8 protein-coding genes and 3 pseudogenes are annotated in these 13,329 nt (G+C 60.2%); 9 read left to right on the forward strand and 2 right to left on the reverse strand.

Translation table 11 applies throughout. The features are described from left to right. Positions 1 to 333: 333 nt before the first annotated feature. Complete coding sequence (locus tag HAP41_RS13710) at positions 334 to 642, reverse strand: hypothetical protein (RefSeq protein ID WP_166101055.1); 309 nt, start codon at positions 640 to 642, stop codon at positions 334 to 336. Positions 643 to 757: 115 nt separating this feature from the next. Next, positions 758 to 1,306 (reverse strand): hypothetical protein, encoded by a 549-nt coding sequence (locus HAP41_RS13715; protein WP_248577200.1) that lies wholly within the window; start codon positions 1,304 to 1,306, stop codon positions 758 to 760. 1,074 nt (positions 1,307 to 2,380) lie between these two features. On the opposite strand from HAP41_RS13715, the pseudogene HAP41_RS13720 reads away from it, so the two are divergent. The 9 genes and pseudogenes from HAP41_RS13720 to HAP41_RS13755 form a co-directional block, all read left to right on the forward strand. Continuing rightward, positions 2,381 to 6,591: pseudogene (locus tag HAP41_RS13720) on the forward strand (ATP-binding protein); the annotation flags it as partial. Between the two features lie 85 nt (positions 6,592 to 6,676). After that, positions 6,677 to 7,519 (forward strand): IS5 family transposase, encoded by an 843-nt coding sequence (locus tag HAP41_RS13725; protein ID WP_166073871.1) that lies wholly within the window; start codon positions 6,677 to 6,679, stop codon positions 7,517 to 7,519. A gap of 22 nt (positions 7,520 to 7,541) precedes the next feature. Beyond that, a pseudogene (locus tag HAP41_RS13730) lies at positions 7,542 to 8,483 on the forward strand (PAS domain S-box protein); the annotation flags it as partial. A gap of 48 nt (positions 8,484 to 8,531) precedes the next feature. Then, positions 8,532 to 9,116: pseudogene (locus tag HAP41_RS13735) on the forward strand (PAS domain-containing protein); the annotation flags it as partial. A 128-nt stretch (positions 9,117 to 9,244) separates the two neighbouring features. Continuing rightward, positions 9,245 to 10,786, forward strand: coding sequence for an IS21 family transposase (gene istA / locus HAP41_RS13740; protein ID WP_166063394.1), 1,542 nt, complete (start codon positions 9,245 to 9,247; stop codon positions 10,784 to 10,786). 16 nt (positions 10,787 to 10,802) lie between these two features. Next, positions 10,803 to 11,564 (forward strand): IS21-like element helper ATPase IstB, encoded by a 762-nt coding sequence (istB, locus tag HAP41_RS13745; protein WP_166063422.1) that lies wholly within the window; start codon positions 10,803 to 10,805, stop codon positions 11,562 to 11,564. A 108-nt stretch (positions 11,565 to 11,672) separates the two neighbouring features. Beyond that, entirely contained in the window at positions 11,673 to 12,167 is a 495-nt protein-coding gene (locus HAP41_RS13750; protein WP_224580859.1) for a sensor histidine kinase, read from the forward strand. A gap of 290 nt (positions 12,168 to 12,457) precedes the next feature. Further along, positions 12,458 to 12,853, forward strand: a complete 396-nt coding sequence (locus HAP41_RS50735) for an ABC transporter substrate binding protein (protein ID WP_166101036.1) — start codon at positions 12,458 to 12,460, stop codon at positions 12,851 to 12,853. A 154-nt stretch (positions 12,854 to 13,007) separates the two neighbouring features. Beyond that, entirely contained in the window at positions 13,008 to 13,313 is a 306-nt protein-coding gene (locus tag HAP41_RS13755; RefSeq protein WP_166101033.1) for a DUF4242 domain-containing protein, read from the forward strand. Positions 13,314 to 13,329 lie beyond the last annotated feature (16 nt).

The following is a 13,329-nucleotide window of genomic DNA, read 5'->3' on the forward strand; positions in this document are numbered from 1 at the left end:
GCCGCTCACTCTTCGAGGCTCGCTTCGCCCTGCAGCTCGGGATGACCGGTGTGACGCTGCGGGCCCTGGAGAGGCTATTCTATTGGTTGAGGCATGAAATCGATATTTTACGTCGCGATAGCGGCTTGCAGTCTGTTGCTGGCCGCGCCGGTATCGGTGCAGGGCGTGAAGATGGGCGTGCCGAGGCGTTAGCGTCAAAGCTGTCCTTCACGGACGGCTCGAGGATCGGAGCGGTGACACTGTGAAAGATCCGATGTCACATCCAAGTGGTTACAACGGGAAGATGATCATCTGCGGACCTCGTGCATTGTGATTGCCTGAGAATAGTGAGGGTCAACCGCCGCATCTCGTCCCGAACAGATCTTTGAAAGCGTTAATCACGGAATCGAGCGCTGTTAACACTCGCGCGCCGTCGACGCGGCCAGCAGCGGCTTGCCGCAGCATCACGGATTCATAAAAGGAGGCGGCGAGGGCGCGACAAGTCTCATCGTTGTCCGCCGCATTGTCGGGTTGGCCGCGTACAGTTACCGGGATCGCGCGAGCGACAGTAATATCGTTGTTTAGCGTGGACTCCGCCGCAAGCCCGGGAGTTGCAGATGCATTGCTCAGAGCAGAAGCGATGAGAATAGTGATTGTCCTCATGAGCGGGCTCCAGAACGTGAGTCGTTGCGAGGAGACTTACATTTCTGCTGGTCGATCTTCTATTGCACGTGGTTTGTTCAGGGGGCGGCTGTAGTTGCGTCACATAAGCCTCGGCTTAGAAGGCGAATGACGGTTTCGGATGCCGGCAGTGGGGCCGCCGCCCCTCGCCCTCCCGGCGCCTGCAGTTCCGGTCGATAGCCGCTTTTACCGTGGCGGACACGGAAGGCCCGGAATGCAGCCGGACCGCACCGACGCTCCACTCGTTGATCCGAAGAAGCTCATCGAGAGTTGGTTGGGGACTCTTTGCAAGGCGCTCCGTTCTCAGCGTCCTTGCCGTCTCGGATCGCAACCGTTGCCTTAAGTCGGACACTTGCGGCGCGCGCTGGGGTCGATCTTCGGTCAGAAGCTCGATCTCCGGTCGGCCCGATAGCTGCTGAGGAAAGCTGCTCATCAGCTCATATATGCCACCCGTATTCAGCGCGAGCGCCGGATCGAGCAATCCCTTGCAGCGTCGAGCGAAGCCTTCTCGGCTCGCCGCTTGTAGTCGGGCAAGAGACTTAAGCTGAGCCGCAATCAGTTGGTCCATCATGGCTTTGGCAGTGCGAGGCAAAGTCTGCACTGTCTTCAAACATTCCTTGCCTCGTCGTGAAATCTGAAGCGTCATGACGCCCTCGTGCGGTTCTCGGGCGACTGGTCGAAAGCGAGACGGAACCAGCCCATCCAACTGTGATCATTCTGGCGGCGCGCCTTGAATCGATCGACGCACTTCCTGGAGCAAAGCGGCGTTCGCCACGAATAATGCCGGATGAGACCAAACTTGCCTTCACAGACTGCGCATCGGACGGCCTTGTCAGACCCGTGACTTTCCAAGCGGTAAGGCATCGTTTTCTCCTATCGGCCTGTGGGCGTTTCGGATGCACTAAGACTAAGGGGATTGCCACAGAGGGCTCAATTGAGCGCAGGTTGAGCTCGGGTATCCAAAGGGGCGGGACGATGATACGAAGGCTCAGGGCGCTCGGACGAGTCCTAGAGTTCGCCCGCTACGATCCCGCGACTGCTTTCGTCCGGCGGAAGCCTCGATCACAAGCCATGTCGGATTGGCTTCGCAATCAGGCTCGCACCTTCGCGCTGAACGCGCGCTGCACTCCGAGGGGCGCTGTCCACGTGGACGCTAACATCCTCCGGCGGGCTCTCGGTCGAGGCTGTGGAGGGGTTGTCGATTGATCCCCTGATCTGCATGTCGGCCCCCTGGCCTGCGATCGTTCAAAGGAATGCCGATTTCTGCCCGTATACGAGGGCGGGCGACGACGATGGGTTGCAGATCGAGTTCAAGCCGGTTGAAAGGAAGATCACCTCTCACCATGGAGTCGAGAACTGACCTTTCTCGGAACGGCTGAGGCGCACCTGGGGGCCTTGCGGCGAGAGTGCGGTGCTCGTTCCACGAGGATTCGCGCGAGCGGAACTCTCGGCTCACATTCGTGTTGTTTCTCGAGCGCATCTTCGTCTCCAGCTACGCGTCGAGCGGCGCCCGCCGTAGCGAGTAACGTCGGACAATCGCTCCAAATTGCTGCTACAATGAACAAGGATCCGCGTCCGCCGTATCCGGTAAGACCAAGGGACGGCTGGCATTTCTCGGGCGATGGAGTACGAGTTCTCCAGGCTGGAGAGAGGCTGCGCGTGTGGCGCGCGAAGAGCTTGATCATTCGACTTCAAGTCGACGCCCACCGGAGTCTGACAGATGGTGCAGCAGTCGCTGAACGTCGCCTACTCGGAAGGTAGCTCTCAGGTGTTGTGGGAGGACGGCGAGCGCGTGTTCAGCCGTGGCTGGCGACTGGACGACAATGGCGACCGGCTCGCCGTGCTGCTTGTTGCCCCTGCCGCCGACCACCCGTCCCGGACAAGCCTCGATCGCCTCACGCACGAATACGAGCTCAAAGATGAGCTCGACGGGGCATGGGCAGCGCGTCCGCTGGCCCTCGTGCGCGACGCCGGTCGGACCGTGCTGGTGCTCGATGATCTGGGCAGCGAGCCGCTCGTTAGGCTGCTCGGCTCACCGCTAGAGATGGAACGCTTTTTGACGCTTGCGATCGGCATCGCGGCGGCTCTCGGCAAGGTCCACCAACGCGGCCTCGTCCACAAAGACATCAAGCCAGCCAACATTGTGGTGGACTGCGCGGATGGACACGTGCGGCTCACCGGGTTCGGCATCGCATCGCGCCTATCCCGCGAGCGGCAGGCTTCCGAGCCGCCCGAGACCATCGCCGGCACGCTTGCCTACATGGCGCCCGAACAAACCGGCCGGATGAACCGCTCGATCGACTCCCGCAGCGATCTCTACGCCCTCGGCGTCACGCTGTATCAGATGCTCACGGGCGTTCTGCCCTTCACGGCGGCCGATCCCATGGAGTGGGTGCACTGCCATATCGCCAGAAAGCCGGTGCCGCCAGGGGAGCGGTTAGAGACTGTCCCTGCGCCCGTCTCGACGATCATCATGAAACTGCTCGCCAAGACACCCGAGGATCGTTACCAGACCGCCGGCGGTGTCGAGCGCGATCTGAGACGCTGCCTGGCGGAATGGGAAGTCCGCCGCCGCATCGATGACTTCCCGCTCGGCCTTCAGGACACGCCGAACCAGCTGCGGATCCCCGAAAAGCTGTACGGACGAGATCGTGAGATCGCGACGTTGCTTTCCTGCTTCGATCGCATCATCAAGACCGGTGTGCCAGAGTTGGTGCTGGTCTCAGGATATTCCGGTATAGGCAAGTCCTCAGTCGTCGACGAACTGCACAAGGCGCTGGTGCAACCACGCGGCCTTTTCGCATCCGGCAAGTTCGACCAGTACAAGCGCGATATCCCTTACGCGACACTGGTGCAGGCTCTTCAAAGTCTCGTCCGGCCTCTCCTCAGCAAGAACGACACCGAGTTGGCCAGCTGGCGCCACTCGCTTCTGGAGGCGCTGGGACCGAACGGGCGCCTCATGATCGACCTCATACCCGAACTCAAGCTAATCATCGGAGACCACCCACCGGTTCCTGAGTTGCCGCCACAGCAGGCACAAAGCCGTTTTCAACTCGTATTTCGGCGCTTCATTGGCGCATTTGCCCGACCGAACCATCCACTGACGCTCTTCCTCGACGACCTGCAGTGGCTCGACGCGGCGACCCTCGATCTGCTTGAGGATCTGCTGAGGCGTTCAGATTTGCGGCACCTCATGCTGATCGGTGCCTATCGCGACAACGAAGTCGCTGCGGCCCATCCGCTAATGAGAAAGCTCGACGCCATCAAGGCCGCCGGCGGAAAGGTCGCGGAGATCAAACTGTCGCCGCAGCTGCACCGATTGCGAAGCTGGTGCAGGTGAAGACAGGCGGCAATCCGCTTTTCGCCATTCAGTTCCTGTCTTCGCTCGTCGAGGAAGGATTAGTCACATTCGATCATGATGGCGCGCGCTGGTCCTGGGACATCGACCGCATTCACGCCAAGGACTACACCGACAACGTCGCTGATCTTATGGTCGGCAAGCTCACCCGTCTGCCGGCCGAGACGCAAAATGCATTGCAGCAGCTGGCTTGTCTTGGAAACATTGCCGAGAGCACAGCACTTTCGATGGCCCTCGGGATTTCGGAGGAGCAGCTCGATACGACTCTGTGGCCGGCCCGCCATCAGGAGCTGGTCGAGCGTGTGGCAGGCGCCTACCGGTTCGTCCACGATCGCGTTCAGGAGGCCGCCTATGGGCTGATCCCGGAGGAACTGCGCGGCGAGGCGCACCTTCGAATAGGAAGACTGCTCGCGGCGCATACGCCTCCCGAAAAGCTGGAGAAGGCGATCTTCGATATCGTCAATCAGCTCAATCGTGGGGCGAGCCTAATGACCTCCATGCAGGAGCGCGAACAGCTCGCCGCGCTCAATCTGCTCGCAGGCGAGCGCGCCAAAGCCTCAACTGCGTACGTCTCGGCGCTGAACTATCTGCTCTCCGCCGCTGCACTGCTGCCGGCGGACTCTTGGGAGCGCAAGCGCGACCTGATCTTTGAGCTGGAGCTGCATCGGGCCGAATGTGAGTTCCTCACTGGTGCATTGGCGGAAGCCGAGCGGCGCCTGGCGGTGCTGTCGGCCCGTGCTGCAACGACGATCGAACGAGCCCGCGTCACGTGCCTGCAGGTGGATCTTTACACGACGCTGGATCAGGGCAGCCGCGCGATCGCTGTCGGTCTCGACTATCTCCGCCACCTGGGCATCGACTGGTCGCCGCACCCGACGGAAGAAGAGGTTCGGCGCGAGTATGAGCGGATCTGGTCCCAACTCGGCTCCCGCACGATAGAGAGCCTCATTGATCTGCCTTTGATGAGCAATGCCGCATCGCTCGCGACCCTCGATGTCCTGACGAAGCTCGGGCCGCCTGCCCACTATACTGATGCGAACGTACGCTCGATGGTCATCTGTCGAGCAGTCAATCTCAGCCTCGAGGGCGGCAATTGTGACGGCTCGTGCTACGCCTATGCAGTGCTTGGCAGGCTTGCCGGACCGGAATTCGGCGACTACGAGGCGGGACTTCGATTTGGCCGTCTCGGCTATGAACTGGTCGAACAGCGCGGGCTAAAGCGCTTCCAGGCTAGGACCTATTTGAACTCTGGATATTTACTCATGTTCTGGACGAGACATGTCCGGGAAGGTCGTGATCTGCTGCGGCGTGCGTTTGAGACGGCAAACCAGATCGGTGATCTCACTTTTGCGGCGTACTACTACACCCACCTGAACACGTATCTTCTCGCGGCGGGCGATCCGCTCGAGAACGTGCAAGTCGAGGTCGAGCATGGTCTCGCGTACGCGCGGAACATGCGGTTCGGTTTTGCGATTGACTCCATCGCCGGCCAGCTTGGGCTGATTCGGACACTCCGCGGCTTGACGCCGATTTTCGGTTGCTTTGACGATGGACAGTTCGACGAACTCCTACTGGAGTCCCGTTTCTGCAGGAACCAGGATCTGGCGTTGGCCGCGGGCTCCTATTGGACCCGCAAGCTGCAGGCACGTTTCTTTGCCGGCGACTATATAAGTGCCCTCGAGGCCTCATTGAGGGCGCAACAGCTGCAGCCGACATCGGCGTCTTTTTTCGAATGCGCAGAATACCACTTCTACAGTGCGCTCTCCAGAGCAGCGTCCTGCGAGTCCGCTGCGGCCGGCCAATGGCCGGAGCATGTCAGCGCAATGGCCGCGCACCACCGACAGCTCGAGGTCTGGGCGACGGCTTGCCCGGAGCACTTCGAGAACCGCGCTGCGTTGGTTGGTGCGGAGATTGCCCGGATTGATGGCCGCGCGTTCGATGCCATGAACCTTTACGAACAGGCCATCCTTTCGGCACAGGCAAACGGCTTTATCCACAACGAGGCGCTCGCCAAAGAGCTGGCCGCACGCTTTTATACCGCGTGCGGCTTCGAGCAAATCGCGCACTTATATCTACGAAACGCCCGGGACTGCTACTTGCGCTGGGGCGCACACGGAAAGGTAATACAACTCGATCGACTCAATCCTTGGCTGAGACAGGAGCAGCGCGCGCGGATGCCCCGCCTGCGCCATGCCAGCTTGCGGCTTTATCCGGGTTCGACGGGCGCGATCGAAGCACCAGTCGAATATCTCGACCTCGAGACGATGCTCAAGATATCGCAAGCGCTATCGGGCGAGATGGTTCTGGATAAGCTCATCGACAAACTCATGCGCGCGGCTCTCGAGCACGCTGGTGCTGTGCGAGGTCTCCTGATTGCGCCGCGAGGTGATGAGCTGCAGATACAGGCGGAAGCGACCGCTAGCCGAGAGAACGTAACTGTGCATCTGCGGGAAGGTCGCCCGACTGCAGCCGCGCTGCCGGAGTCGCTCGTTCGTTATGGAATACGGACTCAGGAAATCGTGATTCTCGACGATGCGTCATCTCACAATCCATTTTCTACCGATCCTTACATCGCTGAGTGTCCGACCGAAAAATAAGTTGAGTGATATCAGCGAGTTCTGATTCCATCGGTGTTGCGAAGCATCAAAGGGATCGAGAATGTGGACTGATATCACCCGGGCACAGTTTGCCCGAGAGGAGCTGCGTTTGCCAAGCGACTTGACGGATGCGGAATGGGGCGTGCTGGAGAGGTTGCTTCCTGTGCGGGCCAAGCGCGGGCGGCGCCCGAAATGGAGCTATCGCGACATCGTCGAGGCAATACTCTATCTGCTGCGCGGCGGATTGCCGTGGCGCATGCTGCCGCCCACTCTGTTTCCACCAATGACCACGGTGCAGTACTATTTCTACCAATGGCGCGACAGCGGATTGTGGCAATCGATCAACCACGCACTCCTGATGCTGGCGCGCGAGGCGATCGGCCGGGAGGCCTCGCCGACGGCCGGCGTGATCGACAGCCAATCGGTCAAGACCACGGAAAGTGGCGGCCCTCGCGGCTACGACGCGGGAAAGAAGATCAAGGGTCGAAAGCGCCACATCGTCACCGACACCCAAGGGCTCCTGGTCGGAGCGATCGTTCACGCTGCCGACGTCCAGGATCGTGACGGCACGCCAGATGTCCTGTGCAGCATTCGCTACCGCTTCCCCTGGCTGCGCCATATCTTCGCCGATGGCGGCTATGCCGGCGAAAAGCTCAAGGCGGTGCTGGAAAAGATCGGCCGGTGGACTGTCGAGATCATCAAGCGCTCCGATGCCGCACAGGGCTTCGAGGTGCTTCCGCGCCGCTGGGTGGTCGAACGAACCTTCGCCTGGCTCGGCCGCAACCGCAGATTGGCCAAGGACTTCGAGCGAACCATCGAAAGCGCAACTGCCTGGCTCTTCCTCGCCTCTGTCCAACTCATGACAAGGCGCATCGCAGCGATAAAAACAGCAATGCAATTTTGAGTCAGGCTCTGAGAGTCATCTCCGTTCTATTCTCTGTTTGCCGTTAATCAACCAGGGAAAGCTTACAGGCATTCTCTACCTGGAGAACAATCTGACACCCGGAGTCTTTACGCCTGATCGCGTCGCTGTATTGAGGGTGCTTGCGTCGCAGGCGGCGATCTCGCTCGAAAATTCGCGGCTTTATCGCGACGTCGCAGATCGCGAAGGGAAGATTCGGCGTTTGGTCGACGCCAACATCATCGGGATCTTCATCTCGGACCGCGAAGGTCGGATTATTGAAGCCAATGACGCGTTTCTACGGATCTTAGGATATGACCGTGAGGACTTGGTTTCGGGCCGCGTGCGTTGGACCGAGCTGTCCCCGCCCGAATGGCGCGAGCGCGACGTACTGACTCAGGCAGAACTGAACTCAACCGGCGTGGTTCAGTCCTTCGAAAAGGAGTATTTTCGGAAAGATGGCAGCCGCGTTCCAGTGCTTGTGGGCGCGGCGTTATTCGAGGAAGGAGGCGACCGCCTTGCGTTCGTCCTCGATCTGACCGAGCGCAAGCGAGCCGAGGACCGGCTGCGCCGCAGCGAAGCCTGGTTAAGCCAAGCACAGAGGCTAAGCCGTAGCGGAAATTGGGTCTATAGCGCGACAACGAAGCAATTTATTTATTGGTCCGACGAGAGCTACAGAATCTGGGGGTTTGATCCGCTGCAGGGCCTTCCAAGCCGTGAGGATATGCGGCAACGCATCCACCCAGACGACCGAGACCGAGTGAGGGAAACGGTTCAAGAAGCAGTGCGTCAGAAAGCGGATTTCACAACCGAGTTCCGAATCTTACTTCCTGATGGAACAGTCAAATACCTTGAAGGAACCAGCCATCACCTGTTTTCTTCCGAGAGCGCGCTGTTGGAGGCTATGAATTCGACCGTCGATGTGACGGAACGCAAGCGTACCGAGCAAGCCTTGCGAGAGAGCGAGCGAAGTTTGCGCTCGGCGATTGACGGGATACCGGGCCTTGTTGCGGTCTTGGCCCCGAATGGCGACCTCGAAGCTGTAAATCGTCAAATCTTTGAATATTGCGGCCAGTCACTGGAAGAGCTGAGGAACTGGGGTACAAATGGAACGATACATCCCGATGATCTTCCCCATCTCGCTGAAGTCCTTGCAAAATCGATCGCCGCCGGCGTTCCCTATGGGACCGAAGCACGCGTGAGGCGCTTCGACGGCGAATTTCGTTGGTTTGAGATCCGCGGCACTCCGGTCCGGGATGCCTCCGATCGCATTGTTCGCTGGTATTCTCTGCTGACTGACACCGAAGATCGCACACAAGCGTTGGCGCGCTTGCAACAGATGCAATCGGATTTCGCCCACATGAACCGCGTGAGCATGATGGGAGAATTGGCAGCCTCGCTCTCTCACGAAATTCTGCATCCGATCGCGACTGCACGCAACAATGCTCGTGCGGGGATGCGCTTTTTGGAAATGAATCCGCCTAACCTGGGTGAGGTCAGGGAAGCGCTCAGTTGTGTTGTCAGGGACGCGGACCGGGCCAGGGACATCGTCGGATGCATGTTTCGCGGGATCGTGAGCACGGATTTCAGGGGATCGTGAGCAGAGATTTCAGACGATCGTGAGCACGGATTTCGCGGGATCGTGAGCAGCTTTTCAGCAACTCAGCCCGCTTCGGCCGACAACTCAACCGGCTTAGGAACTGCCTCGTCAGTGAACGAGGAAGGCCGATGCCCACCCAGAGATTGTCGATGCGCCGGATCAAAGAGGTTCTCCGCTTAAAACATGTTCAAGGCTTGCCGGAGCGAGCCATCGCGCGCACCTTGGGCATCAGCAACGGCGCCGTGCACAGCTATCTACGCCGAGCCGGGGCTGCCGGGCTGAAGTGGCCGTTGCCGGCCGGAATGAGCGACGAGGACCTGGAGCTGCTGCTTTTCCCGGCGCCGAGGCCTGCGTCGCAGAGCCCCCAGCGGGCCGTTCCCGACTGGGGCTATGTCGACAAGGAGCTGCGCCGACGCAACGTGACCCGTCGGCTGCTGTGGGACGAGTATCGCGCCACCCATCCCGATGGCTTCGGCTACACCTGGTTCTGCACGACGTACGAGGCCTGGAAGGGGCGAGCCCGGCCTTCGATGCGGCAGACGCATCTGGGCGGCGAGAAGGTTTTCGTGGATTTCGCCGGCGACACCATCGACGTCATCGATCCCTCAAACGGGGAAGTGCAGTCGATGAAGCTGTTCGTCGCGGCGATGGGCGCCTCCAACTATACCTATGCCGAGGCCTGTCCAAGCGAGGGGCTCGCCGACTGGATCCGGGTCCACATCAATCTTTTCGCCTTCCTCGGCGGCGTGCCGACATTCGTAGTCTGCGACAATCTCAAGGCCGCCGTCACCAATCCCGACCGCCACGATCCCGGCCTCAACCGAACCTATGCCGAGATGGCGAGCCATTACGGCACGGCCATTCTCGCAGCCCGGCCGCGGCGCCCAAAAGATAAGGCAAAGGTCGAAGTTGCGGTGCAAGTCGCCCAGCGATGGATTCTGGCGCGGCTGCGCAACCAACGCTTCTTTTCGTTGGCGGAGCTGAACGCAGCCATCAAAACACTCGTCGTCGAACTCAATGCAAGGCAGATGCGCGACTTTGGCGCCAGTCGCGCCGAACTGTTCGCCGAGCTCGACAAGCCCAAGCTTACAAAGCTGCCGGACCAGGCTTACGCTTTCGCACGCTGGAAGCGATGCCGGATCGGCCCCGACTATCATATCGAGATCGATGGACACTGGTATTCCGCGCCGTATCGGCTCATCCGTGAGCTTGTCGACGCACGCATCGATGACAGAACGGTCGAGATCTTCCACAACGGCCGCAGGATCGCCAGCCACGCCCGCGCGCCCAACCGGCGGGGCCACACCACCATCGCCGACCATATGCCCAGCGCCCATCGGCGCTACGGTCAATGGACGCCCGCCGGAGTGATCGTCGCCGGCGAGCGGATCGGTCCGTCGACCGCCGCCTTCTTCCAGGCCGTGATCGCGGCCCGGCCGCATCCCGAGCAAGGCTTTCGCACCTGCCTCGGCATTCTGTCACTGGTCAAAAGCTACAGCGCGGAGCGCGTCGAAGCGGCCTGCCGGCGCGGCATTCTGATCAAGGCGCGATCCGTCGCCTCGATCCGCTCCATCCTCCAGAACGGTCTGGATCGTACCTTTCTCGACGAGCCCTCCGAACACCAACCCCTGCGCCACGGCAACATCCGCGGCCGCGATTATTTTCACTGAAGCCAAGGAGACCTGTATGCTCAACCATCCCACCCACGAACGCCTGATCGAGCTCGGCTTGAGCGGCATGGCCAAGGCCTTCGAGGAGCAGCGACGATCGCCTGATCTCGAAGCCTTGCCGTTCGAAGATCGCATCGGCCTGCTGGTCGACCGGGAAGCGGCGGAACGCGACACCAGGCGGCTCACCACGCGCCTCAAGCTGGCCTCGCTCCGCCAGAATGCCTGCGTGGAGGACGTCGATTTGCGCACGCCGCGGGGTATCGACCGGGCCGTCTTCGCCAAGCTCGCCAGCGGCGACTGGATCGATCGCCACGAGAATTTGCTCATAACCGGGGCGACCGGATTGGGCAAAAGTTGGTTAGCCTGTGCCCTCGGCCACAAGGCCTGCCGAGATAATCGCTCGGTCCTCTATCACCGCGTCCCAAGATTGTTCGAAGCGTTGGGGCTCGCGCGGGGCGATGGACGTTATGCCCGCTTGCTCAAAACCCTTGGCCGCGCCCAGGTTCTGATTTTGGATGATTGGGGATTGTCGGTGCTCACCGCTGCCGAGCGGCGCGATCTACTGGAAATCCTTGACGATCGCCATGGCCGCTCCTCCACCATCGTAACCAGCCAACTCCCTGTGGACACATGGCACGAAGTTATCGGAGATCCCACGCTAGGCGACGCGATTCTGGATCGCCTCGTCCACAACGCTCACCGCCTCCAGCTTGCTGGCGAAAGCATGCGAAAACGCAACGCCAAAACCATCACCCTTGACGAGCAGCCAGAACGCTGACCCTATCACCGCCTCGGCCGGAGCGAGGCTGCTCACGATCGTCTGAATTCGGCGCTCATGATCGCGCGAAATCGCTGCTCACGATCACTGAAATATGCAGTCGGACGGATGCGTGATCACATCAAGAAAGCGCCACCGCGAAAGGAACGCTTTGATCTCAATGCGGCGCTGAGCGAAGTGCTCGTATTGGCGCAAAGCGTGATCCACAAGAATGGCGTTTCGGTCCAGACCTGGCTTGCGGATGGATTGCTTCCGGTTCTGGGGGATCGCATTCAGCTGCAACAAGTCTTACTGAATCTGATTATCAACGCGGCTGAAGCAATGAGCTCGGTTGAAGAGGGAGCAAGGGAGCTGTTGATCAGAACCGAGCAGGATCAGGCAGGCGCCCTCGTAGCTGTACGCGATTCAGGGCCCGGCATTGATGCGCAGCATCTCGATCGAGTGTTCGACGCCTTTTACACCACAAAGTCGAGTGGGACAGGGATGGGGTTGTCGATATGCCGGTCTATCATCTACGCTCATGGGGGCAACTTGTGGGCTGAAGCGAACGAACCTCGCGGCGCGGTATTTCAGTTCACCTTGCCGGCGGACAACGACTCATGAATTGCCTTCATTCGGCGTGCCCGGCTGCAGAGCCGAACGCAGGCATCGTTCGAGACAGTCGTCGTCCACCGGCTTGCTGAGGTAGCAAACGACCCGTCCTTTAGAGCCTGATCCCGGACGACTCATCCCGGTAGGCGGTAACGAGGATCGTCGGGATCGCGTACCCTGCATCGACCAAATGCCTGTGCAGTTCGACACCGGTCATTCCGGGCATGTGAACGTCGGCGACCAGACAGGCGGTATCAGACAAGTGACGCGATCTTAGGAAATAGGCGCGGCAGCCACACAAGGTGCCGAGAATTGTCATTATCACGACAGCCTCGCATACCGGATCGCAATACACACCTGCATTCATACGACGGCTTGCCGATCTCGGCCGCGTCGAAGGTCACAACATTGCCATTGAGTGGCGATGGGGCCGTGGCTCAACGGAACAGTTCCCCCGATACGCGGCCGGAGTCGTGGGTTTGAACGTGGAAGTCATCGTGGCCGGGAACACCCCAGCGGGCTTGGCCGCCACGAGCGCAACCAAGACAATTCCCATTGTCATTGCGACGATGGAGGATCCGGTGCAACAAGGATTCGCCACGCGCCTCGCTCACCCGGGAGGCAGCTTCACGGGGCTCAACCTCCAGACGCCGGCTTGCCGCGCACAGGCCCGCCTTTCGTATCAAAATTGCCTGTAACGTAGGGCCGCTTGTTCCTTTGCGGGTACGCGAACCAAGCAAAGCTTCCGGATCTTCGCGCCAATTGAGATGCGCGCCAGTGTCAATGGGACTATAGTGCGTTTGGGGCGCGAGTGGCGCAAACGTGCGCCCTCACGAGCAAGAGGAGACGATGATGCCTAAGTTCGTGATCGAGCGTGAGTTCGCCGGTGCCGGAAAGTGGCCAAAGCAGGAGCTACAAGCGATCTCACAGATGGCCTGTGGTGTCCTGCAGAACATGGGGCCGGAGATCCAGTGGGTTCAGAGTTTCGTTACCGACGACAAAATTTATTGCGTCTATATCGCGACAGACGAAGCCGCGGTGCGCGCGCATTCACAACTGGGCGGCTTTCCGGCTAACAGCATCGCGCGCGTGCGCGCGATGATCGACCCGACGACAGCCGAGGGCGATACGGTGCTCGAGGAAACGGATAATTCATGAGTGGGCCATCTACGCT

The organism is Bradyrhizobium barranii subsp. apii (assembly GCF_011516635.5).
Taxonomy (GTDB): Bacteria; Pseudomonadota; Alphaproteobacteria; order Rhizobiales; family Xanthobacteraceae; genus Bradyrhizobium; species Bradyrhizobium barranii.

Bases quoted from the DNA above. Each gene is read 5' to 3' on its own strand.
- HAP41_RS13710 (WP_166101055.1), bottom strand. From the start codon at position 642: ATGAGGACAATCACTATTCTCATCGCTTCTGCTCTGAGCAATGCATCT.
- HAP41_RS13715 (WP_248577200.1), bottom strand. From the start codon at position 1,306: ATGACGCTTCAGATTTCACGACGAGGCAAGGAATGTTTGAAGACAGTG.
- HAP41_RS13755 (WP_166101033.1), top strand. From the start codon at position 13,008: ATGCCTAAGTTCGTGATCGAGCGTGAGTTCGCCGGTGCCGGAAAGTGG.
- HAP41_RS13750 (WP_224580859.1), top strand. From the start codon at position 11,673: ATGCGTGATCACATCAAGAAAGCGCCACCGCGAAAGGAACGCTTTGAT.
- istB (WP_166063422.1), top strand. From the start codon at position 10,803: ATGCTCAACCATCCCACCCACGAACGCCTGATCGAGCTCGGCTTGAGC.
- istA (WP_166063394.1), top strand. From the start codon at position 9,245: ATGCCCACCCAGAGATTGTCGATGCGCCGGATCAAAGAGGTTCTCCGC.
- HAP41_RS13725 (WP_166073871.1), top strand. From the start codon at position 6,677: ATGTGGACTGATATCACCCGGGCACAGTTTGCCCGAGAGGAGCTGCGT.